Raw genomic sequence first — 23659 nt, 5'->3', positions numbered from 1 at the left:
TAATTAATTACATCCGCAGCCACCGCCGCTTTTACCACCATTTGCTCCCGAACCACCTTCGCGGTATAATTGAAAACTTTGTTCAAATTTTTGCGATTTGCGCGCCGACAGTTCCATCTCAGAATCATTGAGCCTGTTTTTTTGATAAGCCTTCACTGTTGAACAAGAGGATAAGCCTCCTGCCAGGCAAAGGCCAATCATCAACAGTTTTAATAGCAATGTTCCCTTCATCTTGTTATTTTTTAACATTAATATTTTTTGATGTGTACAGTTTATTATCATCATCAATAATTATACAGGCAATTTGCTGTAATTGATTGATCATATCTAAGCCAACATGTATGCCCATTACAGTTACGGGTGTGGCCATCGCGTCGGCAAATTCTGCGCTGGGGCAAATAATGCTTACGCTTTTTACACCGCCAACCGGCAACCCTGTTTTAGGATCAATAGTATGCGAGTATTTTTTACCGTTTATGATGGCAAATTTTTCATAATTGCCGGATGTGGCAATAGCCATATTGCTTATGTTGAGAGTAGAAAATGGTGTGGTTTTCTGGTCCGGGTCTGCAATAGCTATTGTCCAGGGCTTGCCATTGGGTTGTGTTCCCCAGGTTACCAAATCGCCGGCGGCATTAACTATTCCGCTGGTTACGCCGTTTTTTTGTAAAATAAGTTTGGCCATATCGGCAGCATAACCCTTGCCAATACCGCCAAACCCAATGCGCATACCTTTTTCTTTTAAAAAAACGGTAGTATTAACAGCATCAAGTATTACATTTTTATAATTAATAAGACTTACAGATCGTCGTGCCGTTTCAGCATCAGGCAATGCCTTCATATTTACATCAAAGTTCCAAAGGCTTTTATCAATAGAGCCATAGGTAATATCAAAGGCACCCTGGGTAAGCGCTGATATTTTTAATGAGCGGTCTATTAGCTTGAAAACTTCTTCATCAACCTTTACCGGCTGTATGCCTGCATTGGCATTTATTTGATTGGTTTGGCTATCATCATTAAAAGTGGTGAGCAGCTTTTCTATCCGGCTTATCTCGGCAATGGCTATATCAATACGGTCGTTGGCCCAATTGGCATCATCGGCAACTACGCTTATCTCAAAGCGGTTACCCATTAGCTTTAATATACGCTTATGTACAGTTAGTAAATTACTAATTGTTTCAGAGGCGCACATTGGTAAACTGATTTATTTCCTCTACAAATTTTTCGGGTGATTCATCCGGGTAGCCGTCCCACGCTTTTAATACTTTACCATGTGCATCAACTAACAAAGTATAGGGGAATTTGCCATCGGGATTATATTTATCAGCCAATGCCTCGTTTAGTTTAACCTGTTCTTTGCTTAACTGGTCCTTTTTTTGACGGGGGAAATCGGCACGCACAAGTACCAAATGGTTTGGCGCGTAATTTTCAAATGTGGAAGACTCTAATATCTCTTTTCGCAGGCGGATACACGGGCCGCACCAATCAGAGCCGGAAAAATTGATCACAATTAATTTATGTGATTTTACGGCTTCATCAGTAGCTGCTTTAAAATCACCAAGCCAGGGTATGGATGGGCCAATTAATAAGGCTGTTAAAAAAACGAACAGGAGTTTCATATTATTTTATTAATGTTTAAGAATGTACTCTTAACGATGTACCCGTAAGCACAGTAGTATAGGTTGTTAATGACCTGGTTGCGGGGCTTGCTGTAACTATACCGGCCTCGGTAAACGTTGAACCATGGTTATTGCAGTAAAACGTTTGTTTGCTGCCTGGTAAGTTAACGGATAGCTTTCATGTGTGCATGATTGCTGCACCGCTATATAAGTTCCGGCTGTGGTACGGGCAACAATTATGCCATTTGATGTTAAATAGCCGCCATTAGTTAGTAAAGCGGCGTTTGATGAAGCATTAAGATCAAGCGTAAAATCAATATTTGTCGGGCCCGAAACTCCGGACGAACCCGCGTTCCCGTTTTTTGAGCAACCAATACAGCTAATAACTGCAAACGAAGCTGCACTTAAGCCAATTGCCGAAAGGAAATCTTTTCTATCCATATATATGTGTTTAAACAAGAATAATATATAACGGAATTTTACATTAAAAATGTATGGACGAATAATGTTTGGTATTGATATGCCATACAACAATCATTATATACAATAGTACACTGTAATTCTGTAGTTGAGATGAAGTTGGCTCTGTTTAACAATTTTTAACGATAACAAGAATCCACAGAAAAGACTATTTTTGTTTAAACACAGGCTTAATATGCCGGCACCAATTAACCAAAATAAGTTTTACCGGGTATGATTAAATATTGTATAACTAAAAGGGCTATAGGCTTTACTTTTATAATAGTAGCTGTGTTTGTGTTTAATACTGGTTATGCGCAAACTGCTGCATCGTCTGTTCGGTTTAAAAAACATATTCTTACTGCTGATTTTGTTTCGGAAGATGTGGCTGTTGGCGATGTTAACCGCGACGGTAAATTAGATATATTGGCCGGTACCTGCTGGTTTGAAGCGCCCGATTGGAAGCGCCATGAGATAATTCCTGCTAAAATCTTAAATCCGGGTAAAGAATATAGCACCTCTTTTTTAGATTATAGTATGGATGTAAACCAGGATGGCTGGACGGATTTGGTAGTAATAGGTTTCCCCGGTACAGAAGCTTTATGGTATGAAAACCCAAAAGGTAAAGACGGATATTGGAAAAAACATGCGGTTATGAAAGGGATGGGTATTGGCAATGAATCGCCCAATTATGTTGATGTTAATGGCGATGGACGGATAGATATTTTATGTGCCGATGTAAACGCAAAGCAAATGGTTTGGCTTAGTCCGCCGGTTAAGAAAGGCGATACTACCTGGACGAGATATCCTATTAGCGCCGCAAATATTCCCGGGACTGACAGGTTTTCGCACGGACTTGGTTTTGATGATATTAATAAAGATGGGCGCAACGATGTGATTGTAAAAAGTGGGTGGTGGGAAGCACCCGCAGACCGGAAACAGCCTGATTGGACCTTCCATCCCGCAGATTTTGGTGATGATTGCTCTGAAATATATGTAATGGATGTAAACGGCGACGGACTGAATGATGTGATCAGTGCTTCGGCGCATAAATACGGTATTTGGTGGCATGAGCAGATAAAAGATGCGCAGGGAAATATTTCCTGGGCGCAGCATGAAATAAATAAAGCGTTTTCTGAAACGCATGGCGTAGCATTTACAGACATGAACGGCGATGGCTATCCCGACTTAATTACCGGAAAGCGTTATTTTGCACATAACGATACCAATGTTGATCCTGGTTCGCATGAACTGGCCGTACTGTATTGGTTTGAATTTACACCGGGCAAACAACCTTACTGGATAGCACATCAAATAGATGATGATTCTGGCGTTGGCCTGCATTTGGTTGTACAGGATATGAATAAAGATAAAAAGAAAGATATAGTGGTAGCCAATAAAAAGGGTGTGTTTTATTTTGAGCGGTATTAATTAACAATATAAAAGGCAATAAAATATTGCATTAATAATTTACCATCACCAACAAATATTAACAAAACGGAACTATTATTAGTTGCCCCATGTGGGTAATGTGCATTCTCATATCCGTTTTTCCACTTTGTCATCTCGAGTAACCATATTTGCGTTTGTAATAACCGTATTAAAAATTTAGCAATATAAATAATTGATAATAAGCGAATTATGTAGTATGTCGTCTCGAACGATAGTGAGAGATCTATACACGCGCTAAGTAGCCATTTGACTTGTATAGTAAAGTTTAATAACATTTCCATCAAACTTTTGGTGACGCCATTTTGCCGGTGTTGCATCTCCCTGCTTATTATCCCACAAATTTTACACACTCACCCACACACAAAGTGTTAAATAATAATAGATTTGTGTAACACCAATAATAACCGCTAATACCTTAAAATTATGAAGTTAAAAATTGCACTGTCATTTGCAGTTTTACTGTTGTGCCTGACTGCACAGGGTGCAACAATTGTTTCGGCTACCGGCTTTAACAATTCGCGCATGGTAAATTATGCCATGAGCAAGATGGAGCAGGCCTCGGCAGTTACCGGCAATAGCCTGGTGCAAAAAACGCTCGGCTTTAAAAATATGGCTAATGTGGTGGTGCTGGCACAAACGGATATATCAGTACGCAGGTATTTATCTGTTAGCGAAAAACCATTAGCGGCTGAGGGCTTCCGCATTATCCGCGATGGCGAAAAGGTAATAATTATTGGTGCCGATGAAAAAGGAGCCATGTATGGCACCCTTGATGTGGCCGAACAGCTGCGCGCCACCGGTGGCAATTTGCAACTAATAAAAGAGAAGAAGGAAGAACCCCGCTTAAGCTTCAGGGGCATAAAATTTAATTTGCCGTTTATGGCCTACCGGTCAAGCATATCACTTACCCAGCAGGACTATGTTGTGCGTGACCCTAAATTCTGGGAAACTTTCCTGGATATGATGGCGGCCAACCGTTATAACGTATTGTCGTTGTGGAGCCTGCACCCGTACCATTATATGATACGCGCCAAAAACTTCCCCGAGGCCTGCCCGTTTGATGATGCGGAAATGCAGGCGCAAAAAGAGTTCTGGACCAACCTTTTCAAAATGGCACATGACAGGGGTATACAAACCTATATCATCAACTGGAACACTTTTGTATCGCCAAGCTTTGCGCTGGCGCACAAAGTGGCCCTATACTCGGTAAAGCCATTATTTGGCGGCACCCAGGATACTACCAAGCTGGTTGAACAATACACCCGCGAAACCATTACCCAGGTAATTAATGAATACCCGGAGCTTGACGGCCTGGGCATAACTATTGGCGAGGCCATGGGCGGACAAACCCCACAGCAACGCCGCGACTGGCTTGACCGTACTATCTTTGCGGGAATGAAAGCCGCTAACCGTAAAATAAAGTTTGTGTACCGGGCGCCGTTATCGGCCAACACAGGCTCGGGCGGCAGTACCAGCGAGGAGAACGACCTGGCATCGCGCAAGCATATTGAGCAGCAGGATGTGCAGGACATGTTTGTGGAATTTAAGTTTAACTGGAGCCACGGGCACTCGTCGCCAAAATTGTTTATGGTGCATGGCGGTAAGCTTACTGATAAGTATTATAATCCGTTCCCCACCAAATACAAATATGTGTGGACCATGCGCAATGAAGACTTTTACCGCCTGCGCTGGGGCAACAGCGATTTTATACGCGAATTTATTAAAAACAATGGTCAGGCCTATGTAGCTGGCTGTTTTATCGGCAGCGAAATATTTACACCGGCGCTGGATTATACCAGCCTGTCTGGTCCGCAAAAAACTTGGGATTACCATTTTCAGCGCCAGTGGTTATGGTATGCCATGTGGGGCCGCTTAATGTACGATGATAAAACCCCCGATGCTACTTTTGAGCAATTACTGGCTGCCAAATACGGCAAGGGTACAGGCCCTGCAGCATTGCAAGCATGGAAAATAGCTACCAACAACCAGCTAAAATTCGCGTCCTTCCATTCGGGTACTGCGGATGCGCAACTATATTCAGAAGGATTTTGCGATTGGGCGCCGGATAAGTCCGCCCATCTGTTTGATATCAATAATATTATCACCCACCCGGTATTAGATTCAACATTATATGTTAATATAAGGGACTGGGAGACCGCAGGCGAAAAAGTGAAGCCTGGCAAAATGTCGCCCCTGCAATTAGCGGCCGAACTGGATCAGGATAATGCCAAACTATTTACACTGATCGCCCAATTAAAAGCTAAAGGATTGTCGCCCGGCGCAGCTGTCGAGGTAAATGATATGCTGGCCTGGTACTGGTTCGGCAGGTATTTTGCCGATAAGATCAGGGCCGGTGTGGCAGTGGCACGTTTCCGCTATAAAAATGTGGATGAGCGTAAACAAGCGGTTGATTACCTGAAACAATGCTCATCGCACTGGGCCAATTATGCCAACGCGGTAGGTAAGTATAATAAAGAGTCGTTCCCGTTTATTATAACCAGCGGTGAGTTCTCGCTAAAGGCCATGCAAACGCAGGTTGATCTTGACCAGCAACTGGCCGTAAACCCTGCACCAACACCAGCAAAAAAGAAATAACCTAACCCAACCAGATATGAACAGATTGATAAAAATTTGCCTTGTACTGTTTATTGCCAGTACCTTAATGAGCGCCGGCACTCTGCAAAAAGTTGCGGTGGTATATGATAAAACCATTCCGCAGCTGCAATTTGGTGTGCAGGAGTTTGAGAGTGCGTTTAAAATGGCTAACCTGCAATATTCGGCAAGCCCGGCAGGTGCTATTGTGGTAACCTTTGTGCTGGATAAATCATTAGGGGCCGAGGCTTATAAAATTACGCAGATAAACAAAACCATAAAGGTTAGGGGAGGTGATTCCCGTGGCTTAATGTATGCCGGGCTTGATTTGGCTGATAAGCTGCAAGCCGGTAAGGATTTGCTTAAAACCGGAACAGTTGAAGGCAAACCTTATATGCCTTACAGGGGTATAAAATTTAATATTCCGCTGGATGCACGTAGCCCCAGCTATGATGATACCGGCGATGCCGCCCAGATGAATATTGAAACCATGTGGGATTTTGACTATTGGAAGAACTATCTGGATAATATGGCGCGCGACCGTTATAACCTGCTTACCTTATGGAATTTGCATCCATACCCATCTATGGTAAAAGTGCCCGGTTATGAGGATGTAGCGCTAAACGATGTTTGCGTATATACCGGCGCTATTAACTCAAAAACTGACATGCGCTGGAAGAAAGAACCTATACAGGACCCGCAGCATTTAAGGGTAGTTAAAAAGATCACCATCGATGAAAAAATAGCCTTTTGGAAAAAGGTATTTAAATATGCTGATGACCGGGGCATTGATATACACATGTATCACTGGAACGTTTTTGTTAATGGTGCCGAAGGTAAGCACGGTATAGAGGCCCGCCAGGACTCGCCGGAAGCTATTGAATATTTGCGTAAAAGCGTAAAGCAATTTATGCTGACCTATCCAACAGTAAAAGGTATTGGTGTAACTGCAGGCGAAAACACAAAAAATAGTATTAAAGGCGAATATTCTGTCGAGAACTTTATCTGGCAAACCTATGGTAAGGGCGTTATGGAGGCTAAAGCTATCAATCCTAAAATAAATTGCACGTTTATTTTCAGGCAGCACGAGAGTGATATGAACCTGATAAGCACTGCTTTTAAAGATTATGTTGGTCCGTTTGATACCGAGTTTAAATATGCACGTGCGCGCATGTTTAGCAGCGAAAAACCTACCTGGTTTGATAAGATATATAAAGATGAGGTGGTAGACCATAAAATTAAAGTATGGATGAATGTGCGCAATGATGATATTTTTACCTTCCGCTGGGGAAAGCCAGAATATGCCAACGATTTTATCAAGAATATGCCCAAAAGCTTAATGGCCGGCTATTTCTGGGGACCGGATGGCTATATCTACGGCCGTGATTTTCATAGCAAGGATGAGGGCGTACCTAAATATGAGATAGATAAGCAATGGTATTTATTTATGATATGGGGAATGGCGGGCTATAATCCCGATTTGCCTGAGTCTTATTATATTGATAAAATAGCAGAACATTTCCCCGGAACAAATGCCAAGTTAATGTACACTACCTGGAACGCTACCGCGGACGTAATTGAATGGGTAGATAAAATACATTACCGCCAAAATGATGCGGAATTTTTAGCCGAAGGCAGCTTTGATATTACCAAATTCAAGGACCTTAACGCCTTTGCCCGCAACGACTGCATGCCCGATCAGGGCGTAACAGCCATAGGTGATTTTGCCCAGAAAGGAAAAGTTGCAGGTGAATTAACTCCTATAGAGGTTGCAGATAAATTAACAGAAACATCTAAAATTTTACTGGCCGGCGCAGCCAAACTAAAAGACAATAATAATCCCGAATTAAAACAAACCATTGGCGATTTTAAAGCAATGGGTTATTTAGCCGATTATTATGCGCATAAAGTAAAAGGTGCTACCTATACAGCGTTATATCGTTTCGCGGGCGATGAAAAAAACAAAGCACAGGCAGTTGCCGAAACAGGGGCCGAAGTGGCTGCATGGATCAACTATGCAAACGCAGCATCAGCACAATATAAGCCGCAGCTTTTTGCCCGTACCCAAAATTTAGATTGGAACGCGTTAACCGACCTGGTAAAGCAGGATGTTAATATCGCCAAAAGCGCCCAAAAAGGCGAGCCTGTGGCGGTTGCGGCATCTAATAAATTATGGGAAAAGGATAAAAAGAAACTTTGATCCTATAAATGGCAGCGACCAGGAAATCGCTTTTAAAATTGACTGTACCAAACAGGCCATGTACCTATAATGGCGATTTTTTTGGCTAAAGCCGGTGCTAATTCTTTTACGGGTCCGTCACATAAATGTGACGGTAATGATAGCAAAATAGTTTTTTCATGGCTGTTGGCTTCAGCCAACGGGCTAACTATAATTATAGACGGGCTTTAGCCAAAATCGGTAATTATATTTTGGAGCTGTGTCTGCCTGCAATTTTAAAAGCGATTGCCCTGTGGCAGCGGCGATCAAATACAATTAAATAGTAACGATTATATATTTTTTGGCACAGGCCGTTAAAGGCATGATAAAACATGGCCACAATAACAACGGGAAATAACTAATACGGGTTAAGCTTTACTCGGTGGTTTTGGGGAGGTGTCCGGCGGGGTAGAGGTTATTTCGCCAAATTCATTCACATAGGCCATCATGCTGTCCAGGTCGCCGCTGGTTGGGTTTTCTTTGCGATCTTGTTTGCGTTGAGCCTTATCTTCTTTCTTTTTCTGGCGATTTTTTTCCAGTTGTTTTTTCATAAAGGTTGCTTGAGATTTAGCCATAGATTATATTGAGTTAAGTGAATAATAAATAATAGTTATAAAGAAAAAGCATCCCGATTAATCGGGATGCTTCACGATTAAGTTTATAGTGATTTTTTAGATAACTTTTACATTTACCGCATTAAGGCCTTTTTTGCCTTCTTCAACATCAAAAGATACTTTATCGTTTTCACGAATTTCATCGATTAAGCCGGTTGAGTGTACAAAAACATCGCTTCTGTCATTACTCTGTGAAATGAATCCAAATCCTTTTTCGGAGTTGAAAAACTTTACTGTTCCTTCTTTTTGCATTATATTTTATTGAATAAGCCCGCAAGGTAGGCATTTATACTGGAATATATACCTTTTTGGTCGATATTAATTCTATGCCGCCTTTTTATATTCCAATTATCTGCCGATATTCAATTTACAATGCATACCTTTAAAAACTTCCCACACAACCCTTAGGCATTGCCCCTTTTCTTTTATCGGTGATATTTAAGCTTTGCGCTAATAATAGGTTATACCCGCTGTCACAGGAATTATTCTCTGTCGGCATAATATTAAATACCATGAGTAAAGACAGAAAAACCATTAAAGAAAAAAAGAAAGAGCCAAGCGCTAACGTAAATAAAAAACAGTCAAGTTATCAATCTGATAAAGGTTCGGTATCAAAAGCTGATAATGCGATTGGCAAAAAGGCAAAATAATATATGAAAGAGCAATCAATAGAAAATCAGACAAAAATGTACCTGTATGATTTAATGAATACAGCCAAGGAACATGGTTTTAAAACAGATGATAAATGGGAATTGAGCATGGTGACCGACACTGAAAGGATAAAGATCCAAAAAGACTATTACCCTACTATTGCGACAAAAGTAATTCCTGAGTTTTTATTGCAGGTGTTTCACCTGGCTAAATTGCGGCTAAATTTATCATTAAATAAAAATGAAGAAAGCATGGATAACCGTAATGTTGTAACTAACGAATTGAATTATATAGTCGCCTTTAATCCTAAGCGTCCGCGCACATAGTTTTGGTTTTTTGAAACAAGTTAATTGCATATTTCGTAGTATAAAATAAGAGGATATACTTATTGTTCTGTTTGTTTTATAATTCGATAAAATGGAAGTAAAACCAGATGTAAAAGTACGGGTCATTATTACCGGTGCAACCGGTATGGTTGGCGAAGGCGTTATGCACCAATGCCTGCTGCATCCGCAAGTTGAGGCCGTACTGGTTATAAACCGCAAGCAGGGTGATGTAAAGCACCCCAAACTAAAAGAGATCATCCATCAGGATTTTTCAGATCTAACCGCTATTGAAGATGAGCTAACAGGTTATAATGCCTGTTTTTTTTGCCTGGGCGTTTCGTCAGTAGGAATGAACGCAGAAGATTATTATAGGCTCACCTATACCTTAACATTAAACGTTGGCGAAACATTGAGCAGGCTGAATAAGGATATGACCTTCTGCTATGTATCAGGCAAAGGAACAGACAGCACAGAAACGGGCCGGTCAATGTGGGCAAGGGTTAAGGGAAAAACAGAGAATGACCTGATGAAACTGCCGTTTAAACAAGTATTTGCCTTTAGGCCCGGTTTTATTAAAGCTATTAAAGGACTAAAACATACGCATAAGTATTACAAATACATTGGCTGGCTTTACCCGGTGTTAAGAATATTTTTTCCATCAACAGCCTGTACCTTGCAAGAAGTTGGCCTGGCTATGGTCCATTCTGTAACCAGGGGATATGCAAAACCTATACTGGAGGTAAAAGATATTATAGCACTGGCCAGGAATTAATGAGGTAAATTAAAACAAAATATATGATTTTGTTATTGTGTATAAGTCTTTGCATAGACTTCACAATTAGCATGAAACTTTTTAGCGTAAAAAAATACCTTTTCCTGTTTTTATTGATAATTTGTATCGTCCCACTACATGTTAAGGCTTATTCTGTTTTAACGCACGAGGCAATTATTGATGCAAGCTGGGAAAAATCAATCAAGCCATTACTTAAAAAAAGATTTCCTGAAGCAACTGACGCCGATTTGTTAATTGCGCACTCTTATGCTTATGGCGGTAGTCTAATGACTGATATAGGCTACTCTCCATTTGGCAGCATTTATTTTACTAATCTGATACACTATGTTCGGAGCGGCGACTTTGTAAATAACCTGATCTCTGAATCGCAAAACTTAAATGAATTCTCGTATGCTTTAGGAGCATTATGCCATTATATGGCCGACAGATATGGTCATTCTGTTGGCACTAATTTAGTAGTACCTATGGTTTACCCTAAATTAAAAGAGAAATTTGGCAATGTTGTAACTTACGAAGAGAATCATATAGCGCATAGCAGGGTAGAAATTGCGTTTGATGTATTGCAAATTGCCCGGGGTAATTATGCATCGCAAGCCTACCATGATTTTATTGGTTTTAATGTAGCCAAACCGGTATTAGAGAAAGCCTTTCTTAAAACATACGGACAGAATATTAATGAAATATTTGGTAACCTTGATCGCTCTATAAATAATTTCAGGTGGGCCATACATAGCCTTATGCCAACCGTTACCCGTAGTGCATGGGTACTAAAAAAGGACGAAATAAAGAAAAGTATGCCAGGTATAACGAGCCAAAAATTTCATTATCGTATGCGTCGCAAAAAATATTATGAAGAGTTTGGGCATGATCTGGATAAACCTAAGTTTAAAGAACAAATAATAGCTTTTTTATTAACAATAGCGCCTAAAGTTGGCGCGTTTAGAGTTTTTAGATTTAAGGAAGTAAGTAAAAAAGGCGAAAAGCAATTTATAAAAAGCTTTGACACGGTTATGAATAAATATGCCTCTGCTTTAATACAAATAAATTATAGACAACTTAATTTACCCAATGTTGATTTTGATACCGGTGGCAAAACAGAATACGGCGAATATGAACTTACCGATAAAACTTATGATGAGTTGGTTGATAAATTAGTACAAAACAAGTTTGTTAATCTTACATTACCATTAAAGCAGAATATCATTAATTTTTACAATAAGGCCGATACAATTGCTCTTGCTAAATATAATCCGGCTGATTGGAAGAAAACAAGTATAGGATTACAACATATAAAAGCAGCGCATTTAGTACCTCTTGATAGTTTGAAAGTAACCCCAACACCTGATGAAAAGGCGGTTATGCGCAAAGGAAGTTAGAAAATAGTTTCCAGGCTCTTATTTAAGATGTTTTTTTATAATATCGGTCAGCTCGGTTAAATCAAAGGGTTTTCTTAAATAAGCATCAGCCAGGCCCGCTTCTGCAATTTCTTTAATATTACTCACTGCCGAAATAATGATAACCGGGATATGGCATGTAGCCGGATTGCTTTTTAATTGCCGGCTTAATTGTTCGCCATTTGCATCGCTTTTCCATTCGGTAAGCCAGTTATCTAACAATACCATATCGGGTGCAATTTCATCTATAGATTTAAGAATTTTAGAATCTCCGGAAGAGACTACCTCATAATTTTCTTCCTCTAAAACATAAACAATAGAATCTCTAATGTCTTTGTCATCCTCAATTACCAATATTTTTTTAGCCATTGCCATTATTCGTAAATATAACCAATAACAACTCAGCCTATGCCTTTTGTTTTACTTTGCACAGATTTTTTAGGAGAATTATGTTGATTGTGACAGAAAAAATACTCAAAAGTAATTTTTTAAAAAGTTTTGCTATTAAAACAAATACGGCAGCGCGGCTCGTAGCTTTCCTTTTCGCCCAGCAATACCTTTTCTTTACTGGGCACCAGGCGGTAAGAGTAAAGTGCCGGGTTGCCACATCTAACGCATACGGCGTGTACTTTGGTTACAGACTCGGCAATGGCCATTAGCGTTGGCATAGGGCCAAAGGGGCGGCCCTTAAAATCCATATCTAAACCGGCAATAATTACACGCACACCTTTATTGGCCAGGGTGGTGCAAACGTCAGGGAGCTTATTATCAAAAAACTGGGCCTCATCAATACCAATTACCTGGGCGTGGCCGGCCAGCAATAATATATCTGCAGATTTACTAACAGGAGTAGATGCCGCCGCCGTTGAATTATGCGATACCACATCACTCTCATCATACCGTACATCAAGTATAGGCTTAAATATTTTTACGCTTAGCTTGGCATACCGTGCACGGTTTATCCGTCTTATCAGCTCCTCTGTTTTGCCAGAAAACATGGAGCCGCAAATAACCTCTATGCCGCCACCACTTTCATTTTTTCGCTTAAAAATTTCCTCGGTGAGCTGCATGCTAAACTTTTAGTAAAGGTCTAATATCAGAATTTAATGCTTAATTTTGGTAAGCAATTTTATAAAAGAATTATAATGAAGCAGCTGGAAGTATTTAATAAGATAGGCATCATCATAAAAGAGCTAAATGACCAGTATAATTATATAGAAGCTAACCCCGCCAATTTAAATGAGCTGGAACTTGAGCTATTTGTTGCCAATGCTAAGTTTTTGGCAGACCATGCAGAGATATTAATAAAGCTTAACCAGAAAAATAAAACCGAGAAATTAATTGAAAGGGAAACCGGCAGCAATGAGAAATATTTTGAACCTGTTGTGCAGCCTAAGCCCGAGCTAAAAGGCAGGCGCACGCTTTCTGAACCTGCTAATGAACCGGCATCACCTGTAGATATTTCGTCAGGTACGCCGGAAGATTCTTATTCCTTTATAAGGGAGGAGCCCGATGTTATACGCCATGAATTGGTTGTTGATGAAACGGAAAGTTTTAGTGATGACGAGGGCGAACTACCAGTAGCCGAAGAAAAAACCGAACAGCCTGTTGCTATTGAAGAACCTGCTATCCCCAATGAAGAGGAGGATAAATCACTTGCTAAAAACGAGGCAACCATTAAAGATGAGGTTGTTACCATCAATCAAAAAATATCGTCGCAGCTAAGTAGTAAAACTAATATAACAGAGCAGGCTGGTACACAGCCTGTTACTGATCTTAAACAAGCAATAACCCTTAACGATAAATTGCTGTATGTGAAAGATCTTTTTAATGGTTATAGCCTGGCCTACAGCGAAGCTATTGAAATATTAAACCGATTTAACACGTTCGAAGAAGCCGATCGTTTTTTAAATAAAAACTACGTGGTTAAACACAACTGGGAGGATAAGCCCGAAACTACCGGGAAATTTTATGCGTTGTTAAAGAGAAGGTATAGTTAAGCGTAGATTTCAAATAACTTGTTTAACCACTCCTAAATTAGCAATTTGTAATTATTTGATTATCAATAAAAAAACTTAAAGTCATACCTAAAAAGACTGACGGATAAGTTGTTGCATTTTGTTTCACCACTTTTTATCAATTACCTCATAAACAATACCTTAAGCCAAAATCTTGTTTCACTTGTTTCATTTGTTTCACACTCGGGTGAAACAAAACCTCACCCATATTCTCCTTGCAATTGCCACGCTAATGAACATGTAGCATTAAGCGTATATCATTCCCATCCGGTTAGAATCCAGCTTGATCAGGGTAAATATCATTAGCGTAAAACTTAATAATGATGACCCGCCATAGCTGATCAATGGCAAAGGGATACCTATTGAGGGCACAATACCTATCGTCATGCCGATATTAATTACCACGTGGAAGAAGATTACCGATCCAACCCCATAAGCATAAATACGCGAGAAAGGCGATCGTTGCCGCTCGGCAATGTATATAATGCGCAATACTAACAGCAGGTATAGGCCCAATACTACTACAGACCCGGCAAAGCCAAACTCTTCGCCTACTGTACAGAAAATAAAATCGGTACTTTGCTCGGGTACAAACGAATATTTAGTTTGGGTGCCCTGCATATAACCTTTGCCCCAAAGCTTACCAGAGCCAATAGCTATTTTTGATTGATTAACATTATATCCTTTTCCTCTTAAGTCATTTGTTATGCCCAGCACAATATCAATACGTGTTTTTTGATGTGGTTTTAAAACACTGGTATAAAGAAACTTTACACTAAAAGCAAAAGATATTAGTATTGCAGCACCTAAAAGTACAGTGGTAATTATCTTCCGGTTACGCTTAAAAAGTAATACAATTACCAGGGTAAGGGCAATAATTACCCCTATAATAAGCGGCATGTTGTTTAACTTAAGTGTTAAAACAAACAGTGTAATAAATAACCCTTCTAATATCAAAAAGTATGGTGATAACCCTTCGCGATATAAAACAAAAAGTAATGAGCTAAACACCAGGGTTGAGCCTGCATCGGGCTGTAGCAGGATAAGCAGCATTGGAAAAAATATTATAGCGGCAGCAATAGCAAAGGATTTAATTTCGGTCACCTTTATATTGGTGCCGCTTAAATAGCGCGCAAGCAATAAACAGGTAGCATATTTGGCAAACTCTGCCGGTTGTAACCTGATGCCGCCCGGTAGTGAGATCCAGGCCTGGTTGCCACCTACATTGCGCCCGATAATTAATACCAATAATAATAGCAGCGTAGTTACCGTATAAATTGTAGGTGCAAGCGCGGATAAAAAACGGCTCTCTAATAAAAGGATAAAAATGCCAAGAACTACAGATATAATAACAAAAATAAACTGCTTTCCATAATTGGTATCCATATCAACAATAGACGGATTTTTAGGATCAAACACTGCCGAATGGATGCTTAACACACCAATGGTACATAGTGCCAGGTAAATAAATACCGTAAGCCAATCAACATTAAAAAAGAAGCTGCGCTGCGGGTTACTCATCGTCTTTAGGTTTAATAGCAGCCAAATATTTAATAGGTATATCTTTTTTATTTTTGTTTGAAGCCGACTTGATCAACCCTTTTTTACGTATTGAATCAAGCTTTAGTTTTTTTATACTATCGGCTTTAGCAGTTTTTGCTTTATTGCCGCTATAGGTAGTAATTTCTGGCAAGCGGTTAGCTTCTATAAAGTGTTCGGGCGTAATGCCGGATTCGCGTGGAGATATACTACCCGTTAGATATTTCTCTACAATGAAACTGGCAATAGGCGCTGCCCAGTGCGCCCCCTCGCCCGAGTTTTCTACAATAACAGCTATAGCTATCTTTGGGTTTTCGCGCGGGGCAAAGGCTACAAAAATAGAATGGTTTTCGCCATGGGGGTTTTGCGCAGTACCAGTTTTACCGCACATAATAATGCCGGGTATTTTAGATTGAATGGCTGTGCCATTTTCAACCACTGCCTGCATACCATCAATAACGGGTTCAAAGTACTGGTAATCTATGCCAACATCGTGTTTAATCAGGTACTCTGGCTTTATGATATTTTTTGTGCCAATGCCCTTTATTAAATGGGGGGTATAATAAAAACCATGGTTAGCAATGGTACATTCAATATTAGCTAATTGCAAAGGTGTAGCGCCCAGCTCACCCTGCCCAATAGCTAATGATAGTACGGTGCTTGCGCGCCATCTTGGGCCTTTATACATTTTATCATAAAGAGCAGCCTTGGGCAAATATCCTGCCCTTTCAGCCGGTAAATCCACACCAATGCGCGAGCCCAACCCAAATTTAGCTACATTGTTTCTCCAATCATTAAAGGTTGTATCAGTTAGTTTAGGGCCATTTTTATCTATTAGTTTTTGGAATACCATAGAGAAATATCCGTTACATGAACCTGCAACAGCACCACTTAAATTTACAATACCATGTACGTGCGTACATTTTACCTGCCTGTTGCCAGACATGTAATAACCGGGACAGTTATAAGTAGTTTGGGGGGTTATTATGCCTTCTTGTAATGCAATAAGCGCGCTAAGTGGTTTAAATGACGAACCCGGGGGATAATTTGCCTGTATTGGCCTCACCAAAAATGGTTTATATGGATTTGTAGCTAAAAGATGATAATTAGTACCGCGATCATGTCCAACCAACAAGTTTGGGTCATAACCAGGGCTGCTCACAAATGCCAATATCTCGCCGGTTGATGGTTCAATGGCTACAATGCTGCCCACCTTGTTTTGCATTAGTTTTTCGCCCAGTTTTTGCAGGGTAATATCTAATGAAGAGGTTAAGCGCTCACCCGAAATTGCTACCGTATCGTAGGCCCCGTTAGCATAAGATCCCTTAGGGATGCCACGTGAGTCAACCATCTTATTTTGTACACCACGTTGCCCGCGTAAAACTGTTTCATAGGCCTTTTCAACACCTGAGGTACCAATATAGTCACCTAGGCGGTAATACCCACCGTATTTGGCAATGGTAGCATCGTTTACTTCACCTATACCCCCCAAGAACTGGGCGGCAACAGAATCCGGATAACTGCGTATGGGGTGTTCTTCCACAGAAAACCCCTGGAACTCTGACATCCTCTCTTGTAGCGATGCGTAAAGTTGTGGTGATAATTGCTTTTCGAACGAGGATGATAAGTTTGGCGAATATTTTATGGCTTTTAAAAACAGTTTGTCAAACTCGGTTTTATTTATGCCTATTAGTTTGCAAAACTCTAAAGTATCAAATGGTTTAACTTGTTTAGGGATAACGCTGATATCATATACCAATTCGTTTTTTACAAGTGTTCTTCCGTTTCGGTCTAATATCGGGCCGCGTGCAGGGTATTTAATAAACTGGCGGATTACGTTTTTATTGGCATAAAGCAGGTATCTGTCGTCAATTATTTGGATATAAAATAATCTGCCAAGTAATATTAATGTAAGGGCTATAAATATGCCCCCGATAACATATCGCCGCTCAAAAAATTGATTCATTTACGTTCCCTGCTTTTTAAAAATAATAAGCCCGAGATCAACATCAAAAATACAGTAAATATTGAACTTAATACAACGCGTATAAGTGTATATTGTATTTCAGAAAAGCGAAAAACCTCCAAATTGAAAAGAAAGAAATGATGGAATAAAGTGAGGACAAACGCATAGGTAAAAAACCACCTAAAACCCATTAAGCTAAGGGTTGGTTCCGGCTCATTATCAAATCCCTCTTTTTGTACGGTAATGCTGATAAATAAAATGCGCACAAATGCAAGTAAAACACATGCTGTAGCATGCAGACCGGGCGTATCATAAAAAGCATCAATTGTTAAACCCAATATAAAGGCCAGCGCAAATAATAAAAGGTTGGGCGTTTCAAATGGGAGCAATAAAATGAAAAGTATATACAAGTAAGGCGTAGAGAGATTGTATAGTGTTATATTTTTTAATAAAAACACCTGTATAAAAACCAGTAAAATAAACCTTATTATATTTAGAATTATAGATCTACTCATCCTTCTTCTGCTGGGCCTCCAATCCCAATTGTTCTTTAGCAAGTTTATTGCTTACTACATATACATACTGCAGTTTGCTAAAATCAACAGCTATTGCTACATCCATATTTAAAAAAGAGCCCTTACCACTTTTAGAATGCAGGTTAGCTATTTTCCCGACTGGTATGCCTGCCGGGAACAGCGACAAATCTGACGTTACTACCAGCTCGCCCAGTTTAGGTGTAGCATTGTTTGATACATTGTATAGCAAACCCATGTGCGGGTTAAGGTCATCGCCCCAAATAAACGAACCCAGATCTTTTGTGCCTGCAAGTGAAGCGCTTATAATAGTTTCTTTATGTAATAATGATTGAACGACAGACATATGCTCACCAACAACTACAACCTTGCCCACAACGCCCGACGAGCAAATTACACCCATCCCCTTGGCAATGCCAGCTCTGCTGCCCTTATTAATAGTAAGGTAATTATTGCGCCGGTTAATTGAGTTATTAATCACTGCAGCATCTATGTATTCATATTGCTGTTTGTAAACAGTATCGGTTACTTTATGCCTGGCAATAGTATCTACATAGAAGGATGACTTGAGCTGATCTTTCAATATTGCATTTTCGCGGGCCAGGTTATCATTAACTTCTCTTAAAGAAAGGTAACTCTGCAGCTTATTAAGCTGTGCATATAAATTACCAGTAACCTGGTTGGTACTGTTAATGAAAGTGGCTTTTTGAAAAGAGTTATATTTAATATAAATAACCAGCGCGCTGACCTCAAATATAACGAACAGGAAAAATGCGTTGTACTTGCTGATGAAGATTAACAGGTTACGCATGGTTAGTGAGTGGTTGATTAAGTGAGTAATGAGTGGTGAATTAAGGTAGCTTAAACCACTCACTTAATTCACCATTTACTACTCACTGAACTATTGCATTAAAAATTTAAAATTACCAATATTTTTAAGGGCGGTTCCGGTGCCGCGAACTACGGCACGCAGCGGGTCTTCAGCAACGTGAACCGGTAATTTGGTTTTAGCGGCTATGCGTTTATCTAAACCGCGTAATAACGCGCCACCACCGGTTAAATAGATACCTGTTTGATAAATATCTGCTGATAGCTCTGGCGGAGTAATTTCTAAAGCTTTTAATATCGCCTCTTCAATTTTTGATATGGATTTATCTAAACAATGCGCAATTTCTGTGTACGATACCATGATCTGTTTTGGTACCCCGGTCATTAAGTCGCGGCCCTGTACAGCAAAATCAGCAGGTGGGTCACTTAGCTCAGGTAAAGCTGCGCCAACTTCAATTTTAATTTTCTCGGCAGTACGGTCACCAATCATAATGTTGTGCTGGCGACGGATATATTGTACAATATCCGAGTCAAAGTTATCACCTGCTACGCGTATGGATTGATCGCAAACAATACCGGATAAGGCAATAACCGCTATTTCGGTAGTACCACCACCTATATCAATGATCATGTTACCCATTGGCTCTTCTACATCAATACCAATACCTACCGCGGCAGCCATTGGCTCATGTATCAGGTAAACCTCTTTAGCGCCTGCAATTTCGGCCGAGTCGCGCACCGCGCGTTTTTCAACCTCGGTAATACCTGATGGGATACAGATAACCATACGCAACGATGGAAAGAACCATCCCTTACCCTGGTTTATCATTTTTATCATACCCCGTATCATATGCTCGGCTGCGTTAAAGTCGGCAATTACACCATCTTTTAGTGGCCTTACCGTGCGTATGTTATCGTGAGTTTTGCCTTCCATTTGCATGGCCTGGCGCCCAATGGCAATAACCTTGTTGGTTGTACGGTCAAAAGCTACTATCGACGGTTCGTCAACAACAACTTTATCATTATGTATAATAAGGGTATTTGCAGTACCTAAATCTATAGCGATCTCTTGTGTGAAAAAATTAAATAAACCCATTTTTAGTTTGCTTCAAAAATAATTGCAAAGGTATGATTAAGAGCACTAATTAATCTAATGAAAATCGAATTTCACGAATTAATGCGAATTGATAAATATAACTCCTATTTCGTGCAATTCGTATTAATTTGTGTAATTAGTGCGTTTTTATTAATGTTTAAAGTGGCGTACCCCGGTAGTAACCATTGAAATGTTTTTTTGATTGCACATTTCAACAGAAAGTTTGTCGTTTATTGATCCCCCGGGCTGTAATACAGCCAGTATGCCGGCCTCGGCAGCTAACTCAACACAATCAGGGAACGGAAAAAAAGCATCAGATGCCATTACCGCTCCGTTCAGGTCAAATCCAAAACTTTCAGCTTTAATAACAGCTTGCCTTAAAGAATCAACCCTTGAAGTTTGCCCCACACCGCTTGCCATAAGCTGGTGATTTTTTGCAAATACTATCGTGTTTGATTTGGTATGCTTAACCACCTTGTTGGCAAAATGCAGATCCTTTAGTTCCTGTGCGGTTGGCTGCCTGTTGGTAACAGTTGTCATTTGCTCAGGGCCTTCAATAATAGCATCCTTATCTTGTTCAATAACACCATTCAATAGTGTTTTAAATTGTTTAGAAGGTAATTCAACACGTTGGCGTATTAAAATAATTCTGTTCTTCTTCTCCTGCAAAATTTGTACAGCCTCATCAGTATATGCGGGCGCTATTAACACCTCATAAAATATTTTGCTTATTTCGGTAGCTGTTTCGGCATCTATCTCATCATTAGCAATAATAACGCCCCCAAAAGCAGATACCGGGTCGCATGCCAAAGCATCAATCCAGGCCTCTTTAATAAATGATCTGCTTGCAATGCCACAAGCATTGGTATGTTTTAAAATAGCTACAGTAGGTTCGGTAAACTCATCTATCAATGCTACAGCGGCATCAACATCAACCAGATTGTTGTAGGAAAGCTCTTTGCCATGTAATTTGGTAAACATAGCATCTAAATTGCCATAGAACACACCTTTTTGATGCGGGTTCTCGCCATAGCGTAACACCTGGCTGGCTTGGATGCTTTGCTTAAATACCGGCAACGGATCTTCCTGGTTAAAGTACTGGAATATCGCGGTATCGTAGTTTGAAGTTATATTGAATGCCTTATGTGCAAATTTTTTGCGCTGATCAATAGTAGTTGAGCCATTTTGGGCCTTTAATATTTCATCCAGCACGGTATAGTCATCTTTTGATGCAACAATAACCACATCTTTAAAATTCTTTGCCGCTGCGCGGATAAGGGAAATGCCGCCAATGTCTATTTTCTCAATAACATCGGCATGTCCCGCGCCCGATTCTACCGTTTCTTCAAACGGATAAAGGTCAACAATAACCAGGTCAATTTCGGGTATCTCGTATTGGGTAAGTTGTTGCTGGTCGCCTTCAAAGTTTCGGCGGGCCAGTATGCCACCAAATACTTTTGGATGCAGGGTTTTAACACGTCCGCCTAAAATAGAAGGATAAGAGGTAAGATCCTCAACAGCTATAACATCAACCCCAAGGCTGCGTATAAAAGTTTCCGTTCCGCCGGTTGAATATATTTTTACTCCAAGGCGGTTTAACTCCCGAATAATAGGCTCCAGGTTATCTTTATAATAAACTGAAATAAGGGCATTTTTAATTGCAACAGATTGACTCATTTAAAGAAAAATTTTGAGCCGCAAAGGTAGTGAATAGTGGTTGAAGATTGGTAATTGAGATTGGTTTTTTATGAAAATTGTAAGTTTATAGTATTGAGTAAAAATTGTAATATTGAATAAAAAAGCCTTATTATTGTTCATCAACCAAACCGAAAACCATGAAAACTCCTACCTGCTTATTAGGTGTTGCCATTATTATGTTGGTTAGCGCATGTCAAAAAAATGGTGTTGCTGTTATAAGTCAAAGTTCTTTAATAGGCAAATGGAAACTTGATGCCAATTTTTATGGTACGGGCAGCGCTCCAACCTGGTACCCCGTAGCTAAAGATGATAACCATACCGTGCAATTTAACGCAGATGGAACGCTGGGCGGTAATGAGTATTCGCAATATTATGGTTACAAAGTAAAAGATAGCCTGCTTACCCTAAACAGCACTGCAGATGCCGAATTAAGATTACTATACGCTATCAAACATGATACATTGATTGTGTCGCCCGCTTCTGTAAGTTGTTATGAAGGCTGTGCGGTACGGTTTGTTAAGCAGAAGTAGGATAAGCTAAAAGTATTACTCCTCCATAAAATCCAAGTCCTTGCCATAAGTTTCATCAAGAAACCAGGCTGCTGTAATGCCAATTGCAAACACAATTAGCCCGGTTACCCAGCCACCGGTTAAGTAATTATGAAAAATTCCCCGTGTAAATTTAAACAATAACAACATTAAGGGTAATGTACCACGCACCATGTTTGGTATGCTTATACCTGCCGATGCCCGCAGGTTAGTGCCAAATTGCTCAACACTGCTGGTAATGTATACCACATTTAGGCCCGCACCATAACCCAGGCCTGCACAAATGAAATAAAACCATGCCGGGCTGCCGCCTGATTGAAAAAAGTACAGCAATGTAAACACAATGGCAATGCCATAAAATATGAATAATGTTTTTTTGCGGCTTTGTAACCGCTGACTTAGCCAGCCAACACTAAAATCGCCGGCGGCAATAGCCAGGTATAAATACATAATGGCAGTACCCGGTTCAATGCCGTTTATACCCATATCCTTACCAAACTGATCTGAGAAAGTAACCAGTATGCCAATAATATACCATACAGGTAAACCTATTAGTATACATTGCATATACTTTGCAAACCGTTTACGGTTATTAAAAAACATTAAAAAATTGCCCTTGCTTACGGTGGCCTGTTGTATATGTTTAAACATACTGCTCTCTTGCACCTGCATACGCATCAATAAAAGCACCAGGCCAAGCGCGCCGCCTATATAATAGCAGGTGCGCCAGTCTACCATTTTACTAATTACTGATGCGGCTACCACGCCAAATAATCCAAAGCCGGCAATAAAACCCGCCGCGGTGCTGCGTTTTTCTTTTGGTAATAATTCGCTTACCAGTGTTATGCCCGCGCCAAGCTCGCCTGCAAGGCCTATTCCGGCAATAAATCTTAAAATAATATATTGATTTAAAGTACCCACCATACCATTTAAAATATTAGCGATGGAATAAAGCAATATAGACCCGAACAAAACTTTAAGCCGTCCTTTTTTATCGCCAAGTACGCCGAATATAATTCCGCCTATCACCATACCTATCATTTGAATGCTGATAAGCAACTCGCCTTTAGATAGTACTTCGGCAGGGTTTAAGCCAAGCGATGCTAAACTGGGTTTACGGATGATGGCAAATAGCAGCAGGTCATAAGTATCAACAAAAAAGCCAAGTGCGCTAACTATTACGGCAAGCTGGAAGATGCTGGTCGATGGTTTTTGGGTCATGGGAGTGATAAAGATTAGCCAATAGAGGTTAAAGATGGTTTTTAGTTATTGTGATTATTGGTGCGATAAAAATACACCTAATCTTCAATCTCCA

At 40.1% G+C, this 23659-nt stretch carries 24 protein-coding genes; 9 read left to right on the top strand and 15 right to left on the bottom strand.

Going from position 1 to position 23659, the window contains the following annotated elements; translation table 11 throughout:
- Positions 1 to 3 precede the first annotated feature (3 nt).
- The 4 genes from JWR23_RS05290 to JWR23_RS05270 all read right to left on the bottom strand — a co-directional run bounded on the left by JWR23_RS05290 (position 4) and on the right by JWR23_RS05270 (position 2060).
- Positions 4 to 231, bottom strand: a complete 228-nt coding sequence (locus JWR23_RS05290) for a DUF4266 domain-containing protein (RefSeq protein WP_299513843.1) — start codon at positions 229 to 231, stop codon at positions 4 to 6.
- Positions 232 to 235: 4 nt separating this feature from the next.
- Positions 236 to 1192 carry an FAD:protein FMN transferase gene (locus tag JWR23_RS05285; protein WP_299513841.1) on the bottom strand — a complete coding sequence of 319 codons (957 nt, stop codon included), beginning with the start codon at positions 1190 to 1192 and terminating at the stop codon, positions 236 to 238.
- Positions 1179 to 1619 carry a thioredoxin family protein gene (locus JWR23_RS05280; RefSeq protein WP_299513838.1) on the bottom strand — a complete coding sequence of 147 codons (441 nt, stop codon included), beginning with the start codon at positions 1617 to 1619 and terminating at the stop codon, positions 1179 to 1181. The genes JWR23_RS05285 and JWR23_RS05280 overlap by 14 nt, the downstream gene beginning before the upstream one ends.
- Before the next feature lie 96 nt (positions 1620 to 1715).
- Positions 1716 to 2060, bottom strand: a complete 345-nt coding sequence (locus tag JWR23_RS05270) for a Rieske (2Fe-2S) protein (RefSeq protein ID WP_299513835.1) — start codon at positions 2058 to 2060, stop codon at positions 1716 to 1718.
- 252 nt (positions 2061 to 2312) lie between these two features.
- Here JWR23_RS05270 and JWR23_RS05265 point away from each other — a divergent pair, with 252 nt between their 5' ends.
- The 3 genes from JWR23_RS05265 (at position 2313) to JWR23_RS05255 (ending at position 8322) form a co-directional block, all read left to right on the top strand.
- Positions 2313 to 3509 (top strand): VCBS repeat-containing protein, encoded by a 1197-nt coding sequence (locus JWR23_RS05265; protein WP_299513832.1) that lies wholly within the window; start codon positions 2313 to 2315, stop codon positions 3507 to 3509.
- Positions 3510 to 3953: 444 nt separating this feature from the next.
- Positions 3954 to 6125 (top strand): hypothetical protein, encoded by a 2172-nt coding sequence (locus JWR23_RS05260; protein ID WP_299513829.1) that lies wholly within the window; start codon positions 3954 to 3956, stop codon positions 6123 to 6125.
- Positions 6126 to 6141: 16 nt separating this feature from the next.
- A complete protein-coding gene (locus JWR23_RS05255; protein ID WP_299513826.1) occupies positions 6142 to 8322 on the top strand; it encodes a glycoside hydrolase family 20 zincin-like fold domain-containing protein in 2181 nt (726 codons plus the stop codon).
- A gap of 386 nt (positions 8323 to 8708) precedes the next feature.
- Here the strand turns inward: JWR23_RS05255 and JWR23_RS05250 are convergent, their stop codons facing one another.
- Positions 8709 to 8915, bottom strand: coding sequence for a hypothetical protein (locus JWR23_RS05250; protein WP_299513823.1), 207 nt, complete (start codon positions 8913 to 8915; stop codon positions 8709 to 8711).
- A gap of 96 nt (positions 8916 to 9011) precedes the next feature.
- On the bottom strand, positions 9012 to 9206 hold the full coding sequence (locus tag JWR23_RS05245) for a cold-shock protein (protein WP_299513820.1): 195 nt from the start codon (positions 9204 to 9206) through the stop codon (positions 9012 to 9014).
- A 260-nt stretch (positions 9207 to 9466) separates the two neighbouring features.
- Here JWR23_RS05245 and JWR23_RS05240 point away from each other — a divergent pair, with 260 nt between their 5' ends.
- The 4 genes from JWR23_RS05240 (at position 9467) to JWR23_RS05225 (ending at position 12100) form a co-directional block, all read left to right on the top strand.
- The gene (locus JWR23_RS05240; RefSeq protein ID WP_299497424.1) at positions 9467 to 9604 is read left to right on the top strand and encodes a hypothetical protein; all 138 of its coding nucleotides are present in this window, start codon (positions 9467 to 9469) and stop codon (positions 9602 to 9604) included.
- A 3-nt stretch (positions 9605 to 9607) separates the two neighbouring features.
- Entirely contained in the window at positions 9608 to 9931 is a 324-nt protein-coding gene (locus tag JWR23_RS05235; RefSeq protein ID WP_299497425.1) for a hypothetical protein, read from the top strand.
- Between the two features lie 91 nt (positions 9932 to 10022).
- Positions 10023 to 10703, top strand: a complete 681-nt coding sequence (locus JWR23_RS05230; protein ID WP_299513817.1) for an NAD-dependent epimerase/dehydratase family protein — start codon at positions 10023 to 10025, stop codon at positions 10701 to 10703.
- A 71-nt stretch (positions 10704 to 10774) separates the two neighbouring features.
- The gene (locus JWR23_RS05225) at positions 10775 to 12100 is read left to right on the top strand and encodes a zinc dependent phospholipase C family protein (protein WP_299513815.1); all 1326 of its coding nucleotides are present in this window, start codon (positions 10775 to 10777) and stop codon (positions 12098 to 12100) included.
- 18 nt (positions 12101 to 12118) lie between these two features.
- Here the strand turns inward: JWR23_RS05225 and JWR23_RS05220 are convergent, their stop codons facing one another.
- Both JWR23_RS05220 and JWR23_RS05215 read right to left on the bottom strand, forming a co-directional pair.
- Entirely contained in the window at positions 12119 to 12487 is a 369-nt protein-coding gene (locus JWR23_RS05220) for a response regulator (protein ID WP_299513813.1), read from the bottom strand.
- Between the two features lie 119 nt (positions 12488 to 12606).
- Positions 12607 to 13188 (bottom strand): thymidine kinase, encoded by a 582-nt coding sequence (locus tag JWR23_RS05215; protein WP_299513810.1) that lies wholly within the window; start codon positions 13186 to 13188, stop codon positions 12607 to 12609.
- A 75-nt stretch (positions 13189 to 13263) separates the two neighbouring features.
- Between JWR23_RS05215 and JWR23_RS05210 the strand changes: the two genes are divergently transcribed.
- Complete coding sequence (locus JWR23_RS05210; RefSeq protein ID WP_299513808.1) at positions 13264 to 14118, top strand: hypothetical protein; 855 nt, start codon at positions 13264 to 13266, stop codon at positions 14116 to 14118.
- 264 nt (positions 14119 to 14382) lie between these two features.
- Here the strand turns inward: JWR23_RS05210 and rodA are convergent, their stop codons facing one another.
- The 6 genes from rodA to purH all read right to left on the bottom strand — a co-directional run bounded on the left by rodA (position 14383) and on the right by purH (position 21775).
- On the bottom strand, positions 14383 to 15657 hold the full coding sequence (rodA, locus tag JWR23_RS05205; RefSeq protein ID WP_299513805.1) for a rod shape-determining protein RodA: 1275 nt from the start codon (positions 15655 to 15657) through the stop codon (positions 14383 to 14385).
- The gene (mrdA, locus tag JWR23_RS05200; protein ID WP_299513803.1) at positions 15650 to 17641 is read right to left on the bottom strand and encodes a penicillin-binding protein 2; all 1992 of its coding nucleotides are present in this window, start codon (positions 17639 to 17641) and stop codon (positions 15650 to 15652) included. Before mrdA ends, rodA begins: the two co-directional genes overlap by 8 nt.
- Entirely contained in the window at positions 17638 to 18030 is a 393-nt protein-coding gene (locus JWR23_RS05195; protein WP_367277514.1) for a rod shape-determining protein MreD, read from the bottom strand. Before JWR23_RS05195 ends, mrdA begins: the two co-directional genes overlap by 4 nt.
- A gap of 118 nt (positions 18031 to 18148) precedes the next feature.
- Positions 18149 to 18985, bottom strand: a complete 837-nt coding sequence (gene mreC, locus JWR23_RS05190; protein WP_299513799.1) for a rod shape-determining protein MreC — start codon at positions 18983 to 18985, stop codon at positions 18149 to 18151.
- 90 nt (positions 18986 to 19075) lie between these two features.
- Entirely contained in the window at positions 19076 to 20098 is a 1023-nt protein-coding gene (locus JWR23_RS05185) for a rod shape-determining protein (protein ID WP_299497436.1), read from the bottom strand.
- 150 nt (positions 20099 to 20248) lie between these two features.
- On the bottom strand, positions 20249 to 21775 hold the full coding sequence (gene purH / locus JWR23_RS05180; protein WP_299513796.1) for a bifunctional phosphoribosylaminoimidazolecarboxamide formyltransferase/IMP cyclohydrolase: 1527 nt from the start codon (positions 21773 to 21775) through the stop codon (positions 20249 to 20251).
- A 158-nt stretch (positions 21776 to 21933) separates the two neighbouring features.
- On the opposite strand from purH, the gene JWR23_RS05175 reads away from it, so the two are divergent.
- Entirely contained in the window at positions 21934 to 22326 is a 393-nt protein-coding gene (locus JWR23_RS05175; RefSeq protein ID WP_299513793.1) for a hypothetical protein, read from the top strand.
- A gap of 15 nt (positions 22327 to 22341) precedes the next feature.
- Here the strand turns inward: JWR23_RS05175 and JWR23_RS05170 are convergent, their stop codons facing one another.
- Entirely contained in the window at positions 22342 to 23565 is a 1224-nt protein-coding gene (locus tag JWR23_RS05170; protein WP_299513792.1) for an MFS transporter, read from the bottom strand.
- Positions 23566 to 23659 lie beyond the last annotated feature (94 nt).

Origin of the sequence: Mucilaginibacter sp. (assembly GCF_028288205.1) — a bacterium.
Classification (GTDB): domain Bacteria; phylum Bacteroidota; class Bacteroidia; order Sphingobacteriales; family Sphingobacteriaceae; genus Mucilaginibacter.
The sequence above is the reverse complement of the archived record's forward strand: the minus strand, read 5'-3'. Positions and strand labels throughout refer to the sequence as shown.